The organism is Xanthomonas sp. NCPPB 2933, assembly GCF_056725225.1.
In genome coordinates this window covers 3,356,745-3,378,879 of sequence record NZ_CM161518.1, presented here as the reverse complement: position 1 = coordinate 3,378,879, position 22,135 = coordinate 3,356,745, and the positions used below count along the sequence as shown (strand labels likewise).

The 22,135-nt window shown below is 57.3% G+C and carries 23 protein-coding genes; 14 read left to right on the top strand and 9 right to left on the bottom strand.

Going from position 1 to position 22,135, the window contains the following annotated elements; all coding sequences use genetic code 11:
• Window positions 1–270 precede the first annotated feature (270 nt).
• Window positions 271–483: a hypothetical protein gene (locus tag AC1PLU_RS13800; RefSeq protein WP_244812133.1), complete on the top strand. Its 213-nt coding sequence runs from the start codon at window positions 271–273 to the stop codon at window positions 481–483.
• A 206-nt stretch (window positions 484–689) separates the two neighbouring features.
• Here AC1PLU_RS13800 and AC1PLU_RS13795 read toward each other — a convergent pair whose 3' ends face one another.
• A complete protein-coding gene (locus AC1PLU_RS13795; protein WP_104541406.1) occupies window positions 690–1,058 on the bottom strand; it encodes a response regulator in 369 nt (122 codons plus the stop codon).
• A gap of 129 nt (window positions 1,059–1,187) precedes the next feature.
• Here AC1PLU_RS13795 and AC1PLU_RS13790 point away from each other — a divergent pair, with 129 nt between their 5' ends.
• On the top strand, window positions 1,188–2,405 hold the full coding sequence (locus AC1PLU_RS13790; RefSeq protein WP_244812132.1) for a two-component system sensor histidine kinase NtrB: 1,218 nt from the start codon (window positions 1,188–1,190) through the stop codon (window positions 2,403–2,405).
• Between the two features lie 625 nt (window positions 2,406–3,030).
• Window positions 3,031–3,597: a hypothetical protein gene (locus tag AC1PLU_RS13785; protein ID WP_211920734.1), complete on the top strand. Its 567-nt coding sequence runs from the start codon at window positions 3,031–3,033 to the stop codon at window positions 3,595–3,597.
• Between the two features lie 199 nt (window positions 3,598–3,796).
• On the opposite strand, the gene AC1PLU_RS13780 is transcribed toward AC1PLU_RS13785, so the two are convergent.
• Window positions 3,797–6,049: a methyl-accepting chemotaxis protein gene (locus tag AC1PLU_RS13780; protein WP_481106527.1), complete on the bottom strand. Its 2,253-nt coding sequence runs from the start codon at window positions 6,047–6,049 to the stop codon at window positions 3,797–3,799.
• Between the two features lie 298 nt (window positions 6,050–6,347).
• Here AC1PLU_RS13780 and AC1PLU_RS13775 point away from each other — a divergent pair, with 298 nt between their 5' ends.
• On the top strand, window positions 6,348–6,641 hold the full coding sequence (locus AC1PLU_RS13775; protein ID WP_481106526.1) for a hypothetical protein: 294 nt from the start codon (window positions 6,348–6,350) through the stop codon (window positions 6,639–6,641).
• 501 nt (window positions 6,642–7,142) lie between these two features.
• Here the strand turns inward: AC1PLU_RS13775 and AC1PLU_RS13770 are convergent.
• The 3 genes from AC1PLU_RS13770 to AC1PLU_RS13760 form a co-directional block, all read right to left on the bottom strand.
• Window positions 7,143–8,036: a dihydrodipicolinate synthase family protein gene (locus AC1PLU_RS13770; protein ID WP_481106525.1), complete on the bottom strand. Its 894-nt coding sequence runs from the start codon at window positions 8,034–8,036 to the stop codon at window positions 7,143–7,145.
• 130 nt (window positions 8,037–8,166) lie between these two features.
• Window positions 8,167–9,354, bottom strand: coding sequence for a YbfB/YjiJ family MFS transporter (locus AC1PLU_RS13765; RefSeq protein WP_481106524.1), 1,188 nt, complete (start codon window positions 9,352–9,354; stop codon window positions 8,167–8,169).
• Window positions 9,341–10,240 carry a LysR substrate-binding domain-containing protein gene (locus tag AC1PLU_RS13760; RefSeq protein WP_039518608.1) on the bottom strand — a complete coding sequence of 300 codons (900 nt, stop codon included), beginning with the start codon at window positions 10,238–10,240 and terminating at the stop codon, window positions 9,341–9,343. Before AC1PLU_RS13760 ends, AC1PLU_RS13765 begins: the two co-directional genes overlap by 14 nt.
• Window positions 10,241–10,324: 84 nt before the next feature.
• Between AC1PLU_RS13760 and hmpA the strand changes: the two genes are divergently transcribed.
• From hmpA to AC1PLU_RS13745, 3 genes are read left to right on the top strand one after another with little or no spacing between them, the layout of a single operon-like run.
• Window positions 10,325–11,518 (top strand): NO-inducible flavohemoprotein, encoded by a 1,194-nt coding sequence (hmpA, locus tag AC1PLU_RS13755; RefSeq protein WP_481106523.1) that lies wholly within the window; start codon window positions 10,325–10,327, stop codon window positions 11,516–11,518.
• Window positions 11,515–12,603 (top strand): NAD(P)H-dependent flavin oxidoreductase, encoded by a 1,089-nt coding sequence (locus AC1PLU_RS13750; protein WP_481106522.1) that lies wholly within the window; start codon window positions 11,515–11,517, stop codon window positions 12,601–12,603. The genes hmpA and AC1PLU_RS13750 overlap by 4 nt, the downstream gene beginning before the upstream one ends.
• A gap of 9 nt (window positions 12,604–12,612) precedes the next feature.
• Window positions 12,613–13,002, top strand: coding sequence for a tautomerase family protein (locus AC1PLU_RS13745; protein ID WP_481106521.1), 390 nt, complete (start codon window positions 12,613–12,615; stop codon window positions 13,000–13,002).
• 16 nt (window positions 13,003–13,018) lie between these two features.
• Here AC1PLU_RS13745 and AC1PLU_RS13740 read toward each other — a convergent pair whose 3' ends face one another.
• Window positions 13,019–13,930, bottom strand: a complete 912-nt coding sequence (locus AC1PLU_RS13740; protein ID WP_481106520.1) for a GGDEF domain-containing protein — start codon at window positions 13,928–13,930, stop codon at window positions 13,019–13,021.
• 188 nt (window positions 13,931–14,118) lie between these two features.
• Here AC1PLU_RS13740 and AC1PLU_RS13735 point away from each other — a divergent pair, with 188 nt between their 5' ends.
• The gene (locus AC1PLU_RS13735; protein ID WP_481106519.1) at window positions 14,119–15,075 is read left to right on the top strand and encodes a TolB family protein; all 957 of its coding nucleotides are present in this window, start codon (window positions 14,119–14,121) and stop codon (window positions 15,073–15,075) included.
• Window positions 15,076–15,639: 564 nt separating this feature from the next.
• On the opposite strand, the gene AC1PLU_RS13730 is transcribed toward AC1PLU_RS13735, so the two are convergent.
• Window positions 15,640–16,035: a GNAT family N-acetyltransferase gene (locus AC1PLU_RS13730; RefSeq protein WP_481106518.1), complete on the bottom strand. Its 396-nt coding sequence runs from the start codon at window positions 16,033–16,035 to the stop codon at window positions 15,640–15,642.
• A 358-nt stretch (window positions 16,036–16,393) separates the two neighbouring features.
• Here AC1PLU_RS13730 and AC1PLU_RS13725 point away from each other — a divergent pair, with 358 nt between their 5' ends.
• Window positions 16,394–16,618, top strand: a complete 225-nt coding sequence (locus AC1PLU_RS13725) for a hypothetical protein (protein ID WP_481106517.1) — start codon at window positions 16,394–16,396, stop codon at window positions 16,616–16,618.
• A 41-nt stretch (window positions 16,619–16,659) separates the two neighbouring features.
• On the opposite strand, the gene AC1PLU_RS13720 is transcribed toward AC1PLU_RS13725, so the two are convergent.
• Complete coding sequence (locus AC1PLU_RS13720; RefSeq protein ID WP_481106516.1) at window positions 16,660–17,076, bottom strand: hypothetical protein; 417 nt, start codon at window positions 17,074–17,076, stop codon at window positions 16,660–16,662.
• On the bottom strand, window positions 17,073–17,351 hold the full coding sequence (locus AC1PLU_RS13715) for a hypothetical protein (RefSeq protein ID WP_481106515.1): 279 nt from the start codon (window positions 17,349–17,351) through the stop codon (window positions 17,073–17,075). The genes AC1PLU_RS13720 and AC1PLU_RS13715 overlap by 4 nt, the downstream gene beginning before the upstream one ends.
• A gap of 491 nt (window positions 17,352–17,842) precedes the next feature.
• Here AC1PLU_RS13715 and AC1PLU_RS13710 point away from each other — a divergent pair, with 491 nt between their 5' ends.
• From AC1PLU_RS13710 to AC1PLU_RS13690, 5 genes are all read left to right on the top strand, one after another.
• The gene (locus AC1PLU_RS13710; RefSeq protein WP_481106514.1) at window positions 17,843–18,322 is read left to right on the top strand and encodes a JAB domain-containing protein; all 480 of its coding nucleotides are present in this window, start codon (window positions 17,843–17,845) and stop codon (window positions 18,320–18,322) included.
• Window positions 18,323–18,447: 125 nt separating this feature from the next.
• Window positions 18,448–19,167, top strand: coding sequence for a DUF6988 family protein (locus AC1PLU_RS13705; protein WP_481106513.1), 720 nt, complete (start codon window positions 18,448–18,450; stop codon window positions 19,165–19,167).
• Between the two features lie 79 nt (window positions 19,168–19,246).
• Window positions 19,247–19,453 (top strand): hypothetical protein, encoded by a 207-nt coding sequence (locus AC1PLU_RS13700; RefSeq protein ID WP_481106512.1) that lies wholly within the window; start codon window positions 19,247–19,249, stop codon window positions 19,451–19,453.
• 105 nt (window positions 19,454–19,558) lie between these two features.
• Window positions 19,559–20,179, top strand: a complete 621-nt coding sequence (locus tag AC1PLU_RS13695; protein WP_481106511.1) for a hypothetical protein — start codon at window positions 19,559–19,561, stop codon at window positions 20,177–20,179.
• 181 nt (window positions 20,180–20,360) lie between these two features.
• Window positions 20,361–22,064 carry a hypothetical protein gene (locus tag AC1PLU_RS13690; protein WP_481106510.1) on the top strand — a complete coding sequence of 568 codons (1,704 nt, stop codon included), beginning with the start codon at window positions 20,361–20,363 and terminating at the stop codon, window positions 22,062–22,064.
• The last annotated feature ends 71 nt before the right edge of the window (window positions 22,065–22,135 follow it).

Here is a 22,135-nt window from a genome sequence, read left to right as displayed (position 1 = left end):
CGTTGCCGGATGCGGAACCGATGGTCGCTCACTCCGCGCGATGCTTGAGCAGCGTCTTGCCGGCACTCGCAAGAGGTCCGATCGTGGCTGCGCCCAGGTGGGTTGGAGGAATAGCCGCTCTACGTGCTACCGCCGAGTAGAGCTGGACGCCGGTAACTGCGAGGCGTCTCGTCAGCTCCGCGCTACGTCAGCGCACCATCGTGGGGCTCCTGCGGTATCAAGGTGAGGTGCGTCTCGGGCAGTGCAGCAGCGCAGCCGATACTTGAGCCTATGGATAGAGGCGAGCTTCGCCGTCACCTTGAGTGTCTGGATGCGGCCGTGCCAACGCTGCCGGCATCCATTCCCGATCGCCGTCACTTCTGTCGCGCTTTTGCCAGCATGGCCGCTTCCATCGAGAGCAAGGCTATGTCGAGCGAGGGCGCGCAGTTCGTCGGCCGTCGAGCCGAGGAAATCTTGTCTTGCCATGGGCTTGAGTATCGGTAACGCTGGAGTGCACAGACGTTGCAAACTATGCTGACTACTCACGTGCAGAGCGTGACGCTGTTGGGCGACCCGGGCGCTCTGAGACTTTGAAATCACAGCGACATCTTCAGAGTTCCGAAAACTCGCTGTTAAATGTGTGAATAAATCAACGTTTCTAACAATGTATTCGTGTGGCCGGTTGTATTGCGGAGATCGGAGCAATCGGGTCACGCCACAAGCGACTCTTGTATACGGCTGACCAGATGAGAGCGCTTGTAAGGCTTGCTTAGGAATTTCGTATAGCTAGGCAGGTCTGGAGGAGTGTAGCCAATGCCCGAAGTAAGAATGGCAGGAAGATTGCATCCATCCATACGGAGATGATGTAGCAGGTCCTTTCCGTCCATGGAGCCGGGCATTTGCAGGTCTGTGAAGATCAAACCGATTTCAGGATGACAGCGCAGCCGATCCAGCGCTTGGCTTGCATCTCCTGCGGTTACCACGAAATAGCCGTATTCGGTCAGCAATATCTCTGCCAATTCGCGGGTTAGCTCATCGTCGTCTACCACAAGGATGACGCATTCAGTCAAGGAGGTCATTTGGGTCGGTTCGAATAGGTGATGCTAGTGAGGTTGGCCTCCACAGTGCAAAATGTGCGTGATATCTGTGTTTTTTTCTGAACAAAAAAGATGCTTCCTTCATACGAGCGGTATCGTCAAATCGTGGAAATGTCCCCTGATTCCATCAAGGAGGTCTCCCTTGATGGTCGGGTGATGTTTGTCAACTCTCATGGAGTGGCGAGAATCGCTGCTGAAAACGCGGAGCGTGTAGTCGGCGAGCAATGGTCCTCTCTTTGGCCAGAGGAAGTCAGGGCGATGGTTGATGAGGCCATTTCCGCAGCCATTCGTGGGGAGCGTCGGCAATTCGACGCGGAATGCCTGACACCTAACGGTGAGCGCCGTTTTTGGCTTATCTCCACCAGCCCACTCACGAACCAACAGGGAGTGGTTGAGTCCGTTTTGGCTGTTAACCGTGATGTTACGGAACGCCGGCTTGCAGAAATTGCGTTGCGGACGCTGAACCACAGCTTGAGTGGTCAGGCTGCGTCGGCGCCAGCTCAGACCCAGTTGTCCGGCGCTACCCAAGCAAACTTGGGCCAGGCCGATATACGAGCTCAAGAATTACAAGTTGAACTCGATATTGCACGCGCGGCCCAACGCATGGCCGAGGCCGTTTCAGAGCAGGCGCAGAAGGGAGAGGCCGTAGGTCAACTGCTAGCCGGCATGGTGCACGATTTTAACAACGTCCTTCAGGCTGCGTCTGGTGCCTTAGAGATGGTGCTTCTTAGAGGGGGTGTCGACGAAAAAGATCGTAAACTCTTGGGCATGGCTGAAATCGCTTTGCAACAGGGCGCGACGATGTCACAGCGGTTGCTCGGGTTCGCGCGCCACCATCCTTACCTGCCGCAGAGCGTTGACGTCGGCGGGATCGTGCGTGGAATGATGCCTCTGTTGGATCAAGTAGTAGGACTCGGCATCACGCTCCAGTTCCAACCTCAGTTCAATATCCCTATGGCCATGGTCGATCCGCATAGTTTGGAGCGTGCCATCATGAATTTGGTGGTCAACGCCCGAGATGCCTGTGGCGATGCCGGCACGATCACCGTTTCAACAGAGAGTTGTGTCATTGAGCAGGTGCCAAGCGGTGCTTCGCATTCACCTGGCGGGTATGTGCTCCTTAAGGTGCAGGACAGCGGACAGGGCATCGCATCTGAGGTGATTGGGCGGCTGTTTGAGGCCTATTTCACAACCAAACCTCCGGGAAAAGGCACGGGGCTTGGCCTTTCTCAGGTCTACGGCACTATCCGTCGTGCCAACGGATTCATCGAGGTGGAATCGAAGCCCGGGCAGGGGGCTTGCTTTACTCTGGCCGTGCCTTGCACTTAGGGACTTTCCGCGTTGCAGGCTGCAGAAAGCCAAATCCGCATTGTTGTGCGACGAAGTTCATCCCAGGAGCTAATTCAGTGCTTCGTTGCTCAGCACCTGACGGTTTCCTCGAAGCTAAGAACGGTCAAGGATAGGTCTAGCGCTTGTTTCGCATGGGAGTGGGCCGCCGTCTGGTTGTCTGACTTAAGCGCAATAGACGATTTTCGCAATAAAAATTTCACTTCCAGCGAGCCAGGGCCATCCACTGCAATGGCTTGAGAATATCTTCAAATATAATCGCTGACGTCTAATTGCGGCACGCGCACATAGTCGCAGCAAGTCTCCGATATTTCTTCCTCGCCTGTGTCCTTGCCCATTCGCACGCAGCCGGGCGGGGGCAATGACATCGATACAGGTGCAGAGCCCATTCACGGCTGGCATATGGCGTGCTGAGCGATTCTGGCAAGGCCGCTGCGCCATGCCGGGGCGTTCTCGATATCAGTGTCGTCAGACGTGAATAGGGGCATCAGGTCCTAGAAAAATTCCGAAATTAATAGTGAGCTATTAACGGTTAAGGTGTCGTCTCGCCCCTTCACTCGTTGCCTGCTAAAAGTGCCATAGAGAAGTCATCGATCAGGCGTTATCCATGTCTTGGATGATGCCGAGGAGAATTTTTTTGATCAAGGTCTTACAACTCGTTGAAGAAACACAGCGGCTTGCCCTCGTGGAGGGACACCGCTATGGGGACGTGGTAACGGCAGATGGACTGCTGACAAGGTCGCTTCGCGCGAGGTTCGGACGCAAAATGATTCGACGAACGCCTTTCATATATGATCAAACGTTCAAGGATTTGAACCTAGATGACCGTGCGCTGTGGGACGAGAAAAGATATTTCGTCAAGGTTTTCGGATTTTCTTCTTTGTTTTCTCTGTCAGGTAAAGTCTTCATGGGTGAGTGGCACACCTTGACTGATAGACCTAGATTCTGCCCAGTAATTGTCTCTGAGAGGATGATGGGGGGATTTTTGACATTTGAATTTTCGTTGTTAACGTCTCTATCAAAGTCAGAGCCTTTTGCTAGACCGCTTTGCATCGATGGGGATCCACGGGAGTGGCTCATAGTTCCGGCAGACAAGGCCCTTGCCCAGCTATTCAAATGGCAAGCAGGTGCTCCGGATTTGGTCTTTCCTACAGAAGCTCACGTTGAGGTGTGATTTCACTTACAACCTCCGGCAAGCCCATGCACCGTCAGAGCAGGCAATCAACGACGGATATGTAAACGTGCAAACCGGTTTTTTGACTAAAGCGGCTTTGGGACAGGGGCTGTCTACATCTTTAATAGAGGTGCTAAAAAGAACTGTCGTGTCACTGGTGAAGGATACCCGGCAGCGCCGGGTATCCTAACGTCACAGCTTAGAATTCTTGCCAGTTCGAGTCATTGCCTGGGGCAACAGCAATATGCTTCTGAGTTGGGGCAGCCCTTTTTGCAGATGCTACAGCGGAATCGGACTTACGAACACTGTTTTTACGGAGCGGAGACAGCGTGGTTGGCATTCGGACTGTTGCGGTTCTTGCCTCAATCTTGAACACCGCGACGGCCTCCGTGAGCTGGACGGCCTGTTCTTCCATGGAGCGTGCAGCGGCAGTGGCTTCTTCAACCAGAGCCGCGTTCTGCTGCGTCGTTTCATCCATCTGCGTGACCGTGATGTTGACCTGCTCGATGCCGGCCGACTGTTCCTGGGACGCTGCGGAGATCTCACCCATGATGTCGGTGACGCGCTGCACGCTGGAGACGATCTCGGCCATCGTGGTGCCCGCCGTATGCACTAGCGTGGAGCCTTCGGTAACGCGCTCGACAGAGTCGTCGATCAGGGTCTTGATCTCCTTGGCCGCAGCGGTGGAACGCTGTGCCAGCGTCCGCACTTCCGATGCAACCACCGCAAAACCACGACCTTGCTCACCAGCCCGCGCCGCTTCCACGGCAGCATTCAAGGCCAGGATGTTGGTCTGGAACGAGATGCCGTCAATCACGGAGATGATGTCGGCAATTTTCTTGGACGAGGCCTCGATGCCGGCCATGGTCCCCACCACCTTGCTGACGATTTCCCCGCCCTGGGAGGCGACGCCTGCGGCACCGATGGCCAACTGGTTGGCCTGGCGTGCGTGCTCCGCATTCTGGCGAACGGTGGAGGTCAGCTCTTCCATGGAGGCAGCCGTCTCCTCCAGGTTGGCGGCCTGTTGTTCGGTGCGCTGCGACAGGTCCTGATTGCCGGCGGCAATCTCGCTGGCTGCCGAATTGATGGACACTGCCGACTGCTGGATGCGCCCAACGATCTCTGCAAGCTGCGCAGCAGTGGTGTTGGCGTCGTCGCGCATCTGGGCGAAGACCCCCTTGAACTCGCCCGTCATGCGCGCGGTGAGGTCACCTGCAGCGATGGATTGCAGCAGCGAGGACAGCGATTGCAGGTTGCTGTCAGCGGTGGCCATGAGCAGGTTCAAGCTCTCCACCATGACGCGGAAATCATATTGGAAACGCTCGGCATCGCCGCGCGCCGTGAAATCACCGTTGGCGGCGGACTGCGCCAGCTGCTTGATCTCGATGTTCATGGCAGACAGGTTGGCTTTGACCTCGTCCATGGTCTGCGTCAGCACGGCTTTTTCACCGGGCAAGCGCTCCATGCTCTCGCTCAGGTCACCGATGGCGTAGCGGCCCATGATCCGTGCAAGGTTGGACTGGACAGCCAAGTGCGATGTCACGAGGGCATTGGTATCTTTAGCCATCCGACCGTAGTCACCGGGGAAGGCCTCGGCATTTATACGGAAGCTGATCTGCCCGTCATCGTGACGCTTGGCCATATCGCCCTGGGCGGTCAACAACGCTTGAAGCTGGGTTTGCATCCCGTGCATGGCGCGCAGTAAGCGGCCAGTCTCATCCTTGGACTGCGTTTGCACGTCGTTGCTGAGCTGACCGCTAGCAATCGCTTCAGCAGCCTTGGTGGCGCGTGCGAGAGGGGTTGTCAGGCTTCGGGTGATTAGCCAGGCCAAGAGGCTGCTGATGACAACGACGACCACGCCGCCAATGATGAGCAACAGCTTGCCACGGGCCATGGACTGGACCGCCTGTTCGTAGGATTCGTGACTTTGCTTTTCCTGGCGTGTAACCAGTTCGCGAATCTTGTCTTGCCAAGCCAGTGTGGCCGGGCGCGCATTTTCACTCAGCAGGGTTTGAGCAGCAGCGTTATCGTTCTTGGCTGCCAACGCAATGACTTCGTCGTTAACCTTCGCCGAGGCGGCACGGCGTTCATCCATGGCCGCGCGGATCTTGAGACCCTCTTCTGAGCTGGAGAGCGTATCGAGTTTTGTGCGCAGATCGTTATAGCGCTGCCGTTGTGCCTTGATGGTCTTCAGCGCTTCTTCGTTGAGCGCGTCGGTCGTCGTCATCGCATACGTGCCCAGCGCGATGAGGATAGAGGAGTTTGAATCGAGCATGCCATTGCCCATCTCAATCTTGGCCATGCGATCGAGAACAATGAAGTCCAACTGCTGCCTGGCGCTGGCCATGGTGCTCAGTCCAGCAGCAACGAGAAGACCCGACAGCAAAATTAAGATGCCAAAGGATGCGCCCAGACGGTGTCCGACGTTGTAGCGCTGAAGGAAATTGATCATGGTTTTCTCAAGGAGAGGAAGGCTTGGATGGCCAAGCTCTGTAAGCCGGACACCACTTCTCCCAATAGCGGCCATGTCTTTCCATACTGAAACATAGGCAAAGAGAAGAGTTTCCTCGCCTTAAGAAACTGACCTGTGGGGAAATTTCCTACTTACATGGCCTTTAGCAAGCTGGTCTCCCAGTGCCGGCGATCATCCTTTTTTGTTCAGTCTTGTCCTTCTCGCTCGAGGCCTGGGGTGACAGATGGTTGCGAGTTCCGAGTAGGCTATCCACTCCCAACCAAGCGCTGTGGAAGAAATGGAGCAGTTGAGTGAGCAATGGATGGCTGCGGTCGCTGACGCACTGAGTGACCTGCAAGCGGCAAGGGTGGCTCAAGGAGCGGTGCTGGAGGCGATGCTCGCCTCGCATCCCGACCCGGCGTTGCTGACGCGCTGCTGGGACCGCCTGTCGTCGTCCTTGGTGGCGACGGTCGCGCAGAACAAAGCCTCGTCGGCAACAGCGAAGCCGATCGAGGTCTACACGCTTGAACAGTTGGCCGCGTGGAACGAGCGCATTGAGCGCTGCTTCCCACAAGCCAGAGAGCAGTCTTAGACGTTCCTGCTAGGTCACGCTAACCGCGCCTGTGCTCGACACATGGCACGTCGCCATCCACTGTTTTGCGTAGTCATACGCCGCGCTGCGGTCAGTGAAGGGAACACTGGGGACGCGATGACTATGAAGCGTAATGCCGCCGGGCTTGGAGATCAGGAGCTCTGGTAAGAACTTCCCGCCAGCCGGGGTAACGTGGGCCGTGAGCAGGTAATCGCCCACGCGCCGAATTGCGGTAACGCCCAACAGTGTTCCTCCTTGGTGTGCTTGGCCTGACCGTATCGTCAGAGCTAGCCGCCAGACTTTTCTGGCGATGCGCCATCGTGAAGGAGTAGTGCCCCAAAAGGCTGTCGGCAATAGGCGGGCTGGACTGTAGGTGTTTCCCTATCCGGCCGCAGCGAATGACGTCTCATGCCGCGGGATGAAGCTGGATTGGCGACTAGGTTGCTCAAGTGTGATTTTCTAGACCGGCCAGCCAGGGGAGGGCCGCTGCAAAACCCGTGGCTATAGCAGGTCTAGTTTTCCAAGAACATCGGACAGCTCAGTGCGGTCGACTCCTGAAAGACAGTGCAATGGATGTGGAAGGTTATCGGGTTCGCAGAGGCCGAGTAACGAGGCGGCGGTCGCCATCACGCGAATGCTTCCACCATGCTTTTGGAACTGTGCCCACAGCGGCGAGAGCCGGTCCGACAGATGCAACGCTTCATCTGCGGCGCCGTTTCTGGCTGCATGGGTGAGCTTCATCGCTAGCTCCGGGAAGAGCCCGCCCACGACGGAATACCATGCGTCACAGCCGGCAATGAGCCCGCGAGCGGCCATGGGGTCCCCGCTTATTCCGATGGTGACGTGAGGGGGGATAAGCGCACGCAAGCGACTCACCCGTTCAGTCGCGGCGGACTGCCCTTCGGGCACGCCTGGGATCTTGATGGAGGCAATGTTTGGCAGCACTGCAATGCGACCATGGAGCGCGTCTGAGAAGGTAAAGCGTGTCGTGGCGGGGTTATCGTAAACACAGATGGGTGTGCGCACTGCAGCCGAGACTGTCTCGTAGAGAGAAAAGACCTCATCTTCTTGAAGCGTCTGATACGACATTGGCGCAAGCAGCAATCCAGCCGCTCCCGCATCCTCTGCATCCAACGCCAAGCCGATTGCAGTCTGAGTTCGCATTGCGCTAACGCCGGCAATCACCGGCAAGCCCTTTGCGTGCGAGATAGCCTCTCGGAGCACCGTCTTGCGCTCTGCTGTCTCCAGATAAGCGTAGCTTCCAGTTGACCCCAGAACGCCCAAGGAGTCCACGCCAGCGTCAACCAGCCTTGTAATCAGGCGTGCAAGGGAAAGCTTGTCAATGGATCCGCCGACAAGCGGAGTGAGCGGGAACGCGCTAAGGCCGTGAAACATAGGAATCCTTGGGAAGATGGCAGGTATCTGGGGACGCAATAGCAGCGAGTGAACGAGCTTTCTCGCATGCCGCAGCAGGCAGCTGCGCTACGCCTGGCGTCATGTTTTAGGAGTGCTGTCGAGAGCGGCGTTAATGCAGTCCTGCAAGTCTGCCATCGGTCAGCGATGCACTTTGCTGAGCGCGTCTTGGGGCGATGCACAGCACCCCGGCCAAAATCAGGGCCGCGGCGGCGATGTAGAGCGAGGTGTCGAAGGTTCCTTTCGCTGCATATAGCCGGCTCGCCAGAAGCGGTCCCAGGATCTGACCGACCCCATAGGCAGCGGTCATCACGGCAAGCATGTTGAAGCGCACGCACTCGGCGATTGCGCGTGCTGCCGGCATCGCAATGGTGACTGTGCCCATGAAGGTGCCGCCCACAAGCAGTGCGCTGAGCATGTAGGCTGCCGATGAGTGAATCGCCGGCAGGGCGACGCCGATGGCCTGGATAACCAAGTTGATCATCAGGCTGCGATTGGAACCCCAGCGGATGCTCAGCTTGTGCCAAAAAAAGCAGGACGGCACCGCACCTATGCCGAAGATCGCCCAGACATGGATTGGGTCGATGGAGCTAACGGCAGTTCGGACGAGCAAGGGGAGGCAGGTTGCGGCGATGATGTAGCCAAAGCCTGCAAGACCGTAAACCGCCACTAGCCGCAATGGCCCAATCGAGGCTGATGCCTCACGCGTTCGGTGCTGAGGATGCATAGGAGCCGAAATGACGTGGCGCTCCTGGCGTGCCTGCAATGCCATTGCGATGATCGACAAAGGCAGGGCGCCAAGTCCAAGAACTGCCCAGATCCCGAAGCTCGAAAAGCCCAAAGACGTGCTGACTGCAATCAGCTCGGCCGATAGCACGATGCCAACCCCCACGCCCGCGAAGAGCGCCGGGGCTCCGTGGTGATGGTCCCTGTCATGGATCAACCAATGTGTCGCTGCCACTATAGAAATCGCGCTGGCGGCCCCCGCGAGTCCTCGGATAGCGATGATCGTCCACTCCGGAAGCCTGAGGGACAGCAGGCCCGCCAACACCACTGTCGCTACCACCGATGCAAGGCAGAGCTTGTGGCTCGAAACACGGGTCAGAAGGGCGGTCAGTAATGCACCGACGAGATAGCCGGCGTAATTCGCCGCTGCAGCATAGGAACCACCACCTACGGAGATCTGGCCACTTGTCACCATCAAGGGATAGAGTCCAGTGAAGGCGAAGCGCCCGAAGCCCATGCCGACCACCAGCACGAGCGCCGCAGCAAGTGAGGCAATGGCATCACGTTGCCGCATGATCATCTGCTGACAGATCACTCGATTTCAGCAACTCAGCCAGAAAAGCCTCAAATGCCGGCGTTTTGAAGCCTGGGCGTGTGGCCAACCAAGTGTCCGCACGCATCAAGCGCTTTTGGGTGAACGCTGACGCATTGGGCATGATGTCCAGCACGCTTTGCGGCACAACCGAAAAGCAGGACCCTGCTGCCGTGCACGCCAAGATAGCGTGGTAGGAGCCCACTTCCTGGACATGCTTCTTGGTGCGTTTTGAAGCGCCTGCAGCGATCCATTCCTCGGCCAGCATGCGGTAAGTGCACCCTGACCGGAACGCTGCGAGCCCGGCCGGCCTGATGTCATCAGGTCCATCGATTGGGGGATGTCCTGGTGGCAACAGCAGGATCAGCTCTTCCCGAAAGATTGGCGTTCGATCGACTTCGGTAGGGGAGACCCACCAGTCCCCCTCCGGCACCGCAATGAAAGCGCAGTCGATCCGACGCGCTGACAACTCACCCAAAAGATGCTGGGTGGGGCCTGTGGAGACTTCCAGGGTGACATCGGAATACTCAGCGCTGAAATGCGCCAGTGGCATGGGAAGTCGCGCAGCCGCCGTCGCTTCCATCGTCCCGATGCGCAAAGTGCCCAGGGGCTCGGTGGGATTGACGACTTGTTGCGCCTCGTCCGCGAGATTCAGGATCCGCTCCGCGTAGTCCAGGTAGGTCGCACCCTCCGCAGTCAGATCCATGCGCCGCTTGTCTCGCTGGAACAGGGCAATTCCTATCTCCGCTTCCAGCTGCTGAATCCGTGTTGTCACGTTCGAAGGAGCGCGGTCTAGCAGCTCCGCTGCCCGCGTGACGCTCCGTTCCCGTGCAACCGTCCGAAAAACGGTCAAGGCTGCGAGATCCAATTTAGTTCTCCTTAAAGGAACGTGATGGATAGTGTATTCTCAAATAAAGAATTAATGTGAACGTCCCATTTCGAGGAAACGCGCTTGTCCCCCGTCCTGTCCCCCCAAACCATTGCTGTCGTGAAGGCCACCGTGCCGGCGCTGGCGGAGCACGGTCAGCTGATTGCTCGCGTCATGTATCGCCGTCTGTTTGAGAACAAAGCAATTGCTGCGTTGTTCAATCAGTCCAACCAAGAGAACGGTGCCCAGGTGCAAGCGCTTGCTGGTGCGATCCTGGCTTACGCGAAAAATATCGAGAACCTCATGGCCCTCAATGGGGCGGTGGAGCGTATTGCCCAGAAGCATGTCGGCTATGCCATCAAGGCGGAGCACTATCCTTTTGTGGCGGAAGCCCTCCTGGGCGCCATCCAAGATTCCCTTGCAGAAGCCGCGACGCCCGAGGTATTGGGCGCGTGGGGAGAGGCGTATTGGTTCCTTGCCGGTGTCCTCAAGGCAAGAGAATCTCAGATCAGAGAAGACATCAGCAGCCAAGTAGGGGGCTGGGTCGATTGGCGGCGCTTTGTTATCGCCGAGCGTCAATCAGAAAGCGAGATCATCACCTCTTTCATTTTGAAGCCTTGGGACGGAGGCAAGGTAGTCCCCCACAAGGCGGGGCAATACCTGACCTTCCGTCTCGACGATGCAGGTCTTCCGGGCGTTAAACGCAACTATTCGATCTCTTGTGCGCCCAACGATGACCACTACCGCATCAGCGTCAAACGTGAAGCGAAAGGGGTGGCATCGCGCTTCCTGCACGACCATGCCGAGGTGGGCACCGTCGTGGAGTGCACCCCGCCGACGGGTGACTTCCACCTCACTGCACATCCAAAGCGCCCCGTCGTGCTGCTCTCGGGAGGCGTGGGCTTAACCCCGATGGTGAGCATGTTGGAGACGATTGCAGAGAAGCATCGCGGGTTACGCACGTGGTATGTCCACGGCACCGGTGACCGCGCGACACATGCCTTCAGTGAGCACGTGAAGTCGCTTGCCAAACATCATGGAAGCACTACGGTTGCAACGTTTTATGACCGTGCCGACGGTGAGCCAGATATTCAAAGCGGATACATCAACCTCACCTGGCTGCGGCAGAACACCCCCCTCAAGGACGCGGACATTTATCTTTGTGGGCCAAAGCCTTTCCTGAGGTTTCTTGTCGCTGGTTTGATCCAAGAGGGTGTCTCGATCGATCGGATTCACTACGAGTTCTTTGGCCCTTCTGAAGAGGTGTTGCCGACATGAGCGCGATGGATGCTATCCAAGGCCTTGGCCTATCGGTTCCTATCATTCAGGCGCCCATGGCCGGTGTCTCAACGCCTTCCTTGGCGGCAGCCGTTTCCAATGCGGGAGCGCTTGGATCGATCGGCATCGGTGCGAGCACCGTGGCTCAGGCGCGCAGAGCTATTGCTGAGACACAAGCCAAAACATCCAGGCCCTTCAACGTGAACGTCTTTTGTCATGCCCCGGCGCAGCGGGAAGTTGCAACTGAAGCGGCATGGCTGGCCCATCTAGCACCGTTGTTTGAGGAACTAGATGCGGCGCCGCCAGCTGCGTTGAATGAAATCTACGCGAGCTTTCTTGGTAACGAAGAAGCTTTCCGGATGTTGGTGGAACTCAAGCCGCGCGTGGTCAGTTTCCACTTTGGTTTACCCACGGGTGAGCAAGTCAGTGCGTTGCGGCAGGCGGGTATCACGACGCTCGCCACCGCCACGAGCCTGGAAGAGGCTCGTGCAATCGAGGCGACTGGAGTGGACGCCATTGTTGCGCAGGGTGTGGAAGCGGGGGGACATCGGGGCACTTTTGATCCTGCCAAGCCGGATGAGAAGCTACCTACGTCAGTGCTGGTGAGACTGCTGGTCCGCAAGGCCGGGCTCCCTGTCGTTGCTGCTGGTGGAATCATGGACGGAGCAGGCATCAGGGCCACGCTTGATCTTGGGGCGGTTGCGGCACAGCTGGGAACTGCATTCATCCTCTGCCCCGAATCGGCTGCAAGCGATGCCTATCGCGACGCCCTCAAGGGGGCGCCTGCTGCGAGCACCCGCCTTACCGCAACGCTTTCAGGCCGGCCTGCACGTGGCATCACCAACCGGTTCATCGCCGCCTGTGAAGCCCCGGGTGCACCATCACCTGCGTCTTATCCAGTTGCGTATGACGCCGCCAAGCAACTGCATGCGCTTGCGGCGAAGAAAGGTATTCACGCGTTTGCTGCCCACTGGGCTGGGCAGGGAGCTCCACTTGCTCGTGAAATGCCCGCGGCCGAGCTCATTCGCCTTCTTCATCAAGAGCTGCGCGCAACATCATCGACGGGCTATGCCCGGACCACTTAAGGAACCACGATGCCACTGATCAACATCCATGTCGTCAAAGGTCGAACTGCCGATGAGACAGCAGCACTGCAACAAGCGATCCACGACGCGATGGTTTCGGCTTTTGAAGTCCCCATCCGTGACCGTTACCAGATCCTCAACGAGCACGAAGCAAGCCATCTGATAATGCAAGACACCGGTCTGGGTTTCGAGCGCAGCGATCGTCGAGTTCTTATCCAGGTCACCACACGGCCGCGCTCAGCCGAAAAGAAAGTGCGCTTTTACAGTTTACTGGCGCACATGCTCGGCGATCGCTGTAATCTGGCACCGGAAGACTTGATGGTCTCCTGCGTCGACAATGCTGATATGGATTGGTCCTTCGGCTTTGGTAGAGCCCAGTTCTTGACCGGTGACCTCTAAGTTGACACAGGCAATCTCAACTCGTCCGCAGTGGACCTATCTTGATGAGCTGGTCGATGCTTTTGAGCTGATGCATCTGCTTGAACCAGCTCGCTCCCCACTTAGCGCTCAAGCCCTTCTCACTCAGTGAGGAGTGGATGCGCCGCGCTACCGACACCAAGCCAGCTTCGCTAGTGCCGGGCAGGAACAAGGCGAATTCTCCGCGAGCCAAGTGCGCCAGACTGTCTTGAGGGCGTGTGGCCTGCTTCAGCAGAGCGATGGCGACCGACACGTCGTTCTCTGACCGCAGATCATTGCCAGAGGTGCTCGTGTCCAGATCAAACAGCAAGAGCCCTCCTTGTTCCGAGCTGTGGCGATGCTCAGCTGCTGCTTGGAGGAGGTCATGGAAGGTGCTGAGGTTATAGAGCCCGTCCTGCATTCCAGCACTGTGCGACCCTTGAATGTCAGTGGACGTTTGCTGAACTTCTGCCAGGTGCTGCTCCCAGGATCCGGCTAGAACCCGTCCGAACGTCTCGACCAACGGAACAAGGTGCTCAAGCTTCTCGTCGACCACTTGGTTGTCCAGGCCGCAGAGCATGCCTTCCGCCTTCCCGGGGATTCGAATCGGCACACCGAGGTAGCTCGCGATGCCGAGCCTTGTTGCAACTGCGGCTTGTGCCAAGTGCTCGAACTTCTGTAAATCGGGCGCGAACTGAGGCCCGCCCATGACCATCATGCTGCGGCAGACGGACTCGGGCCAACTCAGGAACTGGTTGACCTTCAGTCCGAAGGTCGCGTCGGTGCAGGCACGGATGATCCAGTGGTCATTTTTGACCTCCGCAAGAACCCATGTCTTCAACGGGGTCACCCTAGCCAGACGCTCCAGCAATTCGCTTGCGGTGTCATCTAGGCCGGCGAAGGGAAGCTGGGCTCTGAGTTCGTTCGACATGCGATGGGAAGGTTGGGGATTTAACGTATATCGGCAGAGCCTATGTGGGCTATAGGCCGAATGCCGTCCAGTTCCTGAATTCTGAATGGCACTCCTGGATCGGAATTGCTGGAAGGAACGCTCTGCAAGAAAGGTTGCTTTCGCCGCATGCGAGCGCGCCCATTCCTCCTGCAGGATGGCCAGGGTTGATGAGCAGCAAATCGCTGTGCACCATGTTGGCGGGCGTCCGCCTGAGCTATCAAAGGAGTTCAGTAATCGAGCCGAAGAGAGATCGAAGGTCCAGCACGGGCCAGCGCTGCGAGGTGTGGATCATGGACGTGGCGGAGACGCGGGCCAGGCGCATCTTTGTTACCGACGACGTGATGCTGGAAGCCCCGAACTGGCTGCCGACAGGTGAGGCGCTGCTTCTCAACGGAGATGGAAAGCTTTTTCAGCTGACGCTCGGCCCCTCCGAACTTCGGTCTTGGGAAATTGAAGACCTGCCACCTGTTAACAACGACCATGTCGTCGATCGCTTAGGCCGACATGTGTATCTGTCAGCAGACGATGGTCATATCTATCGGGCTGCGCTCAACTTCGAGCGTGCCGGTGCCAAGCGTATCTCGCAAAGCGAGGACTTGATGCACTTTCTCCACGGCATTCATCCCACCGATGGTCGGCTGGCCTTCGTTGGGGTGCACCGCAGGCCCTCAGCTGGCGAGCACCCTGCGCAGATCTACACGATGACCATTGCTGGCGGTAACTATCGCCAACTAACGCGGGGACCCGGAGCAGCCGACGGATGCGAACACAGCCCGGATGGCCAATGGATCTACTTCAGCTCGGAATACTTCGATGGTCATATGCAAATTGGGCGCATGCGCTGCGATGGAACTGAGTTGACTCAGCTAACGTTTGACCAGTGTTCGAATTGGTTCCCACACGTTTCGCCAGATGGGCGATGCGTTACCTATCTCGCCTACGCCCCTGGGACGACGGGCCACCCAGGCGACGTATGGGTCGACATTCGGCTGGTGGAGGATCACGACTGGCAATCGGCTAAGACGGTCGCACGCGTCTTTGGAGGGCAGGGGACGATGAACGTTAACAGTTGGTCCCCTGATAGTAAGCAGTTCGCGTATGTCGCCTATGGCGCTGATCAGTAGCGCTGCGGGCAGCCGGGGAATTGCGGCGGCAGCCGAGTCGGACTGCCAAAGAGGACAGCGCAGGAGATGCTATCTAAGGTGACGCATCAGCCATCCGGAACTCATCGTTTAAAGCCGGTCCGTGGCGATGTCCTTGTCGAGCTGAGTCGCGGCTCCACTCTCCACGGCGTTCTGAGTTCTTTAGAGACGATCACAACGTCAGTGCGCCCCGTGCTTACTCTCAGCTACCCCTGTGCAACGAGGTTCATGCGGCGGATCCCTCTCGCAGAAATAGAGGCGGTTCCGACGATCCGCTCACTCAATGCACATGCGTCACGATCCAGCCCGCATAAGAGAGCAAGGCGACGTAGCTAACGACGAGCGCCGCGTGGACGGCACGTTGGTAGGCCCGGATAAGATGCATGCTCCCCTCGCACACAAATGATGTTCGGTATACCGGCATTGGGTGTGCTCTGCACCCCGCGAGATGGAGCGACCTCATGGCCTCGCGTCCGGCACAGTGATGGTGATGCACATTGATGGCGTGGATGGGGCCTTATCTGACTCTATGAACGCTAAGCAGCGTCATGGTGGCCCCTTGAGGCCTAGCGCCATGTCCCACCGGTCCAAGCCGGCACCGTATCCATCTTGGGTCACCTGCTGCGCAATGAAGCCGTGGCGGGCATAGAACGCTTGGGTGTGTTGGCTGGTGTCCAACACAATCCTCTCAACACCTGCCGTCAGGCGCAGGGCTTCTAGTCGAGCCAAGAGCAGCGTTGTCCCCAGGCCTTGCCGGTGCAGCTTTGGATGCACCATGCCCCAGCACAGGCTGGCCGTCGTGCCATCTGCATTAACCGAGTAGCCCGCGCAGCCAACCACGTCACCCGCGCGCTCAACGACTTGGTAGTGCCAAGCAGCAGCATGGTGCATCAGGAACCACACGAGATCTGGGCGCTCTTCAGCATTGAAGAACGTGGGCATGTTCGCGTCGAACAGCTCAATGCATGCGTCAGAGTCGTGAGGGCGGTAGGCCCGAATTGTATCCATGCGTCCAGTTTGCCTCAGACGCGCAGTCGCACTGTAAGTGTCAACATGCCATGGCTGGATCCCAGGCTGATGCGCCTGGTTCGGAACTTTCTGACACCCCATCGCGCGCGGGACCTATGGCGTGGTAAACGGCGGAGGTTCAATATGAGATTGCCGGACGTGGGACCCAATGGTCGCTCACCCTGCGAGACGCTTGAGCAGCGTCGTGCCGGCACCCAAAAAAACTGACTCCGCGCTGTCCTGACGGTGATGCGTCTCAAGCGGCGCGACAGCACTGCCGATACTCAAGCCCATGGACAGAGCTGAGCTGTGCCTCCACCTCGAACGCCTGGATGCAGCGGTGCCGACACTGCGGGCCTCAAGTCCCGATCGTCGCCACTTCTGGCGAGCATTTGCAAGCATGGCCGCCGCCATCGAGAGCAAGGCAGCGACGAGCGAGGACGCGCAGTTTGTCGGACGTCGGGCCGAGGAAATCTTGTCCTGGCACGGGCTCACCAGCACTGACGAACCAAGCTAAAAGCGCAAATGGCCAAGGCGCTGCAAGTTGAACACGCTTGGCTACCGGCCGCCCTGAAACTTGAACGTGAAACGAGCGGCAGATGCTGGGACGGCCTCCCCGCTGAGGGGCACGGGTGTGGCGTCCACCAGCGTCAACATGCCATCGGCCACAGGGACCGGAATACCCAGCGTTAGATCGACCTGCTTGGACCAGCCGCCGCCAATCACTGTCACTTTGACAATCAACCGCCCAGCCTGGATGCATTGAACATCGGCCGGACAACGGCTGTCCTCAATCACTTGGTCGGGACGCACTTTGGGCCCGTCGACCGCCGCAATCTCGCCCAGACGCACGGGGCCTTCGATGAGCGGGCTAGTGACAGGGCCAGTCGCTGCGCACCCGACAAGTGAGACGACCAAAAGCATTGCAAGCACCAGGCTGCGCAAGTGGCGGATACGCTTCATGGCGGCGGTCATGCTCGCGTGTTGTGGAGATAAAAGCTGATGTCCTCGGCGAGCTGCGCATAGGCCTCGATCGCGTCAATGTGATGGAGCATCACGTCACCGTGGTGCTTGCGCGTGAGCGCCAGCATCGCGGTCTCAAACTCCAATGCTTCAGCAGGCAGGCCGACCACCTCGAAGGCGGCAGCTAGGGCTAGATGGAAGCGCTGCTCGTCAAGCGGATGAAAGGTGTGCCACGTTTCCACGCGCATCCACGGGTCCAGGGCGGCCTTCAGTCGTTCATTTCCCATATCTCGGTGCCAGTCCGAAGATGCATCGAGTGTCCCACAGCGTAACGATGTTTCGCTGAGATGCGTGCCTTAACCTACTGCGCCTGAAATGCTTTGAGCATGAGTGCTTTTCGTGGGCCGATGCTCAAGGATGCTGGCGTTGGCAGCTGGCAGCTGGCAGCGGATTGCAGGCGGCGTGGTTCAGGCAGTCGGCGACAGGGCGAGTGCAGCAGATGGCAATGGCACGCGAGCAGCATGGCAGTCCTCTTGGTGTTTCAACCACGGCCATGAGAGTCGCGCATCAGTAGCTCTCCACCAGCGCTGGGCCTCTGAAAGGGACCTTAGCTTCGCTGGCCCGACCGCAAGGACAGGCCTCCTTCTCGGCGCTGGCGCTCTGTTGCGGCCCTTCGCTGTGCGCCGCTTGCGCGGTTCTCGCTCTCGGGTGCGGTCGGGCCGGACGCTTCGCCTGTCGGTTCCCACGAGGCGCACAACGCGCTGGTGGAGAAGAACCGATGAAGCGCACCCAAGACCTGAAGGCTCAATACCAACTCCAGATGGACGAGGAGGGGATTCTCCTCGCGGCAGCGACTATTCTGGAGCAGCGCCTTCAGCGCCAAGGCCGCATCCACAGCCCCGACCAAGCCGGAGATTACCTCATTGCCCGCTGCGCCCACCTGCCGCACGAAGTCTTCGGGGTCGTCTTCCTCGACACCAAGCACCACATCTTGGCCACCGAGCACCTCTTCAGCGGCACCATCGACGGGTGCGATGTCCACCCGCGAGTCGTAGCAAAGCGTGCCCTGGACCTCAACGCCGTCGCAGTCATCCTGTTTCACAATCACCCGAGCGGCAATCCGGAGCCCAGCGAAGCCGACCGCAAAGTCACTAAGCGCCTGGAGCAAGCCTTGGGCCTCCTGGACATCCGAGTCCTCGACCACCTGGTCATCGGTGGCCAGAAGAGCGTCAGCCTGGCCGCAAGGGGGTGGGCATAGCCCGCCCCTTCATCTAATCAGCGTCTTAAGGCAAGGCGAGCTCTACGATTCGGGGAAACGCAGTCAGGGGCCTCCGGTGGGTGCCTGAGTGGCAAACTTACGCAAAGTCATCGCTACGAGAAGCCATGGAAGCCGAATCTCTCAAGGTCATCCTCGGCCGCTGCACCGAGTCGCGACAACAGAACGAATGCTTCAGGTCTCTCTTGCCCGAAGCCGCCGCGACCTCGTTGCGTGTGGATTTCGCTAGGTGTGCGATCGATTTGGCGCTTGAGCACCACTCCGCATTGGTTCGTGTGGTTGAGGCGGGCGAATACGGCGCCGCGGCTGCGTTGCTGCGTCCTATTCTGGAAGCTTCTACGATTGGCTTTTGGTTCGTCTACGTGGCTTCATGCGATGAGGTTCAGGGTCTCCAACTGGATGGGTCTGACAACCCCATTGATGATGTCCCGATGTTGGGAAACATGGCCGCTCAGTTGACCTCCACGTTTCCACCCATCCAACCCATAGTGGATGGGTTCAAAAAGGGAGGCGCTGCCAAGTGGCTCCACAAGTATGCGCACGGTGGAACGCCGCAGCTCAATCGCAGAATCGGGCCGGGTTGGACACAATGCGACGTGATGTTGATGCTGATCCGCGCCGATCTCTTTAGTGTGTTGGCCGGTTGCCTGGAGACTGTTCTCGCTCCGAATCCTCACCTGTCAAGCTATGGGTTTGCAAGACGTGATCAGTTGGCAGGAGAGCTCTATAGAGTGTTCGGGGGGCCTAAGTTGCCGCAGCAGCCTCATGAACTACCGGCCGCCCCTTTGTTGTCAGCCGATTGCGAGGATCGGCCGAGTGAAAGCTAGCGTCGATGGCCGAGCCTTGGTCGATAAGTATGGGCGGGGTAGGCATTGACTTATTCTGATTTCGCAGTAAAAGCTGTTAATGAAAATTGACGAATGCATCCGCGAGCTCAGATGCCTCGGCTACACAGTTGAGCCGGATCCTCGAGCGTGCCACGAATCCAACTGGCTTCTTTTTTCACCCGAAAAAAGCCCAGGCTCAGGCGAGCCTGACTTCTTCAGAGATGATGAGCTGATTGCTTGGTCAAAGGAATTTCTGCTGCCAAAGCGCCCGTTGGCAGAAAAATAGAGGTTCGTGCGGAATTGGCTCGATCTCGATTGCTAAACTATGCCGCATCCAGGATGGGCAGGGGTAGTTATGAGGGTCGCGGTCAATAGAGCAACGTCGTCAAGCTTGATCATCGATATCGAGAAGTGGGTAGTCCATAACCATGGCGACACACCGTCTTGCCCCATATGTGGCGAAGCCATGAGGATCTCGGCGGACCTCTCGACCGAGCGGGCAACACATTTTGCGCATCAGAAGGGCTCCAAGTGCCCCACTGTCCAGGCGGCTGCCAATGCTTACTCGATATTTAAAGCTGTGGAGAGGTCTGGTCCCGCTGAGGCCAGAAAGGTTAAACAGTATGCGCTTGATAATATCGAAAGCATTTATTATCGAGCGTCTGCTAATTGCCCGCAGCTCAAGTGGAAGGAGTTTCTTCCTTTGCTGGAGAGAGCGACTGATTGGAATACGTGGTCCTTTAAGGATTTCAATGTGAATTTGATTCCTTACATGCTCCTTTGTTGTGCGGATGAATTCCGTGGCAAAAGGAACACGGCACGCCCAAGAACCATTTTTTTCGTGCTTGATCCTTCCGCCGGAAATGCGGAATTTTGGCATAAGCCGTCCGATGGCAAGCGCTTTATTTGGAGGGTGGTGAAATCGACGCGCAATGTGACTGAAATGGCTATGCAGGCTGGAGAGGTTGAACCTTGGTATCGAGCTAAAGCGCGGATCAATCTGAAGCTTTAGGCTACGGTCTAAGATGAGCTCGCCGGTGCCTTGAGCGACAACTAGGCTGTACTGTTTGCAGTAAATAAGCTAACAAGTGCGGCGGCTTGTTAAGGCTGAAAAATGAATGAATGAATTGTAAACGACGTGTGTTCATGTTAGTTTGTTACCGGGAATCAACACTGCCGTAGGAAGCGGAGCCTTGTCCATCCAGACGACCATAGAAGGCTTTCTATCCGCCAAAGCGTCCTCTGCCATCGTTCTTCAAGGCAGATGGGGAGTTGGCAAGACCTACTTCTGGCGCCACCGAATCTTGAAAGATTCTGCAGCGGAGCCGTGGAGGCAGCGTTACTCCTACGTCTCTCTCTTTGGTATCAATTCGCTGTCAGAGCTTAAAACGTCACTAAGTGTAGCCACAGCCGAATTCGATATTGATGCGCAGTCACAGTGGAGACTCAAGCGATCCTTGACTCGCCTCTGGTGGAGAGGGCAGCGTTGGCTGGGAGACCTGATTCAGTTTGTTCCAAAATTTGGCGGTAAGGCCGGGAAGCTCTACGAGCGAGCAAGCTTTTATGCCGTTCGCGACCGAGTCATTTGCTTGGATGATGTTGAGCGACGCGGTTCTGCTCTCGGTCTTCGTGACGTGTTGGGACTTGTGTCCTATTTGGTCGAAGACCGCAACTGTCGGGTGGTTGTCATTTTGAATAATGGCCGGCTTTCAGATGCCGATCAGTCCATTTGGAATGACAATAAGGAAAAGGTGTTTCATGGCGAGTTGAACTACACGCCAACATTGCGAGATACAGTCGCTCTTGGTCTGTCGGAGGATGTCCAAGAGCTATGGTATGAGAGTGCTTTCTCACACCTCGAAAGCTTGGGTGTCTCAAACATTAGACTGATTCAACGGACTTCAAGGGCGATTCGATTGGTGGTTGAATCTGCTGGGAAGAACATGCTTCAACCAGGCACCGTTGATCATATTTCTAAGGTGCTGTCTCTTCTCGCCTACTCGGCTTTTGGATCTGGCGACGGCGCGCCCCCATTTGACATGGTGCTACGAGTGACTGGGCAGAGTCGCATCGTCTCCGCACTCGCACGAGGCTCTAAGGACGCTTCGGAGCAGGAAAAGGCTTCCGAGGAGGCTATTCGTAAGTATGGCCTGTATCTCTACACGTCGCTTGACCACGAACTAATCCATACAATTCGAGAAGGATTTCCCGATATCGATAAGCTACGTGCCGCGGTTCTTGAATTCCAGGCCAACGCTGAAAGCCGTCGCTTGAAGGATGACTGGCACGATGCCTGGAGAACCTACCACGACACGTTGCAGGACAACGCTGGCGAGATTGTGGTTGCCATGCGTCAAGCTTGGCCTCCTGTTTCACATATGGAGGCGGCGCATAGTCTTCAGTCACTTGCTCGTTTGCTGCGGTCCTTGGGTGAGTCAGAGCTTGCAAGCTCCTATATCAGGGCCTGGGTGGAGCAGCGTAGATCTAACGGCGCCAAGGAGTTTGATGAGAGAGTGATTCAGTCGTATTCGCTTGTAGATGATGATGAGATTCTGGCAACGATCGCTACTGCCAGAGACGGTTTGGAGGAGATTATCTCGCTTGAAGATGCCTTCAACATGTGGATGGAAGATGATCATCGGATACCGGAGAATCTGGTGTCAGTCTTTGCTGCATCCACTCCTGGTGAGCTGGAGAAGGTGTTGCTCGCCGTGCGTAGTGAACGTTTGGTTTCCGGTCTTCGCAAGCTCCCAGCTTTGCGCAGTAGGCCGAATGATCCAGAGTGGGCAAGGGCATTCGGTAACTTTCAAAATACTCTTAAGAAAATTTCTGACAATTCAGATCTCGCCGAGCGGCGTATATCCACTTGGGTTGGTGATGGTTTTTTCCTTAGCTGAACCGTATGCGCAGCATATAAGGCCGAAAGTGCGCGGAGAGTTGCCGCGCTCGCGGATTACACGAGGTTTCG

Coding starts and splice junctions, on each gene's coding strand:
- AC1PLU_RS13780 (WP_481106527.1), bottom strand. CDS start 6,049: ATGATCAATTTCCTTCAGCGCTACAACGTCGGACACCGTCTGGGCGCA.
- AC1PLU_RS13740 (WP_481106520.1), bottom strand. CDS start 13,930: ATGTCGAACGAACTCAGAGCCCAGCTTCCCTTCGCCGGCCTAGATGAC.
- AC1PLU_RS13700 (WP_481106512.1), top strand. CDS start 19,247: ATGAAAATTGACGAATGCATCCGCGAGCTCAGATGCCTCGGCTACACA.
- AC1PLU_RS13785 (WP_211920734.1), top strand. CDS start 3,031: ATGTCTTGGATGATGCCGAGGAGAATTTTTTTGATCAAGGTCTTACAA.
- AC1PLU_RS13765 (WP_481106524.1), bottom strand. CDS start 9,354: ATGCGGCAACGTGATGCCATTGCCTCACTTGCTGCGGCGCTCGTGCTG.
- AC1PLU_RS13725 (WP_481106517.1), top strand. CDS start 16,394: ATGGACAGAGCTGAGCTGTGCCTCCACCTCGAACGCCTGGATGCAGCG.
- AC1PLU_RS13790 (WP_244812132.1), top strand. CDS start 1,188: ATGTCCCCTGATTCCATCAAGGAGGTCTCCCTTGATGGTCGGGTGATG.
- AC1PLU_RS13710 (WP_481106514.1), top strand. CDS start 17,843: ATGAAGCGCACCCAAGACCTGAAGGCTCAATACCAACTCCAGATGGAC.
- AC1PLU_RS13775 (WP_481106526.1), top strand. CDS start 6,348: ATGGAGCAGTTGAGTGAGCAATGGATGGCTGCGGTCGCTGACGCACTG.
- AC1PLU_RS13730 (WP_481106518.1), bottom strand. CDS start 16,035: ATGCCCACGTTCTTCAATGCTGAAGAGCGCCCAGATCTCGTGTGGTTC.
- AC1PLU_RS13745 (WP_481106521.1), top strand. CDS start 12,613: ATGCCACTGATCAACATCCATGTCGTCAAAGGTCGAACTGCCGATGAG.
- AC1PLU_RS13715 (WP_481106515.1), bottom strand. CDS start 17,351: ATGGGAAATGAACGACTGAAGGCCGCCCTGGACCCGTGGATGCGCGTG.
- AC1PLU_RS13800 (WP_244812133.1), top strand. CDS start 271: ATGGATAGAGGCGAGCTTCGCCGTCACCTTGAGTGTCTGGATGCGGCC.
- AC1PLU_RS13795 (WP_104541406.1), bottom strand. CDS start 1,058: ATGACCTCCTTGACTGAATGCGTCATCCTTGTGGTAGACGACGATGAG.
- AC1PLU_RS13735 (WP_481106519.1), top strand. CDS start 14,119: ATGAGCAGCAAATCGCTGTGCACCATGTTGGCGGGCGTCCGCCTGAGC.
- AC1PLU_RS13770 (WP_481106525.1), bottom strand. CDS start 8,036: ATGTTTCACGGCCTTAGCGCGTTCCCGCTCACTCCGCTTGTCGGCGGA.
- AC1PLU_RS13720 (WP_481106516.1), bottom strand. CDS start 17,076: ATGACCGCCGCCATGAAGCGTATCCGCCACTTGCGCAGCCTGGTGCTT.
- AC1PLU_RS13705 (WP_481106513.1), top strand. CDS start 18,448: ATGGAAGCCGAATCTCTCAAGGTCATCCTCGGCCGCTGCACCGAGTCG.
- AC1PLU_RS13750 (WP_481106522.1), top strand. CDS start 11,515: ATGAGCGCGATGGATGCTATCCAAGGCCTTGGCCTATCGGTTCCTATC.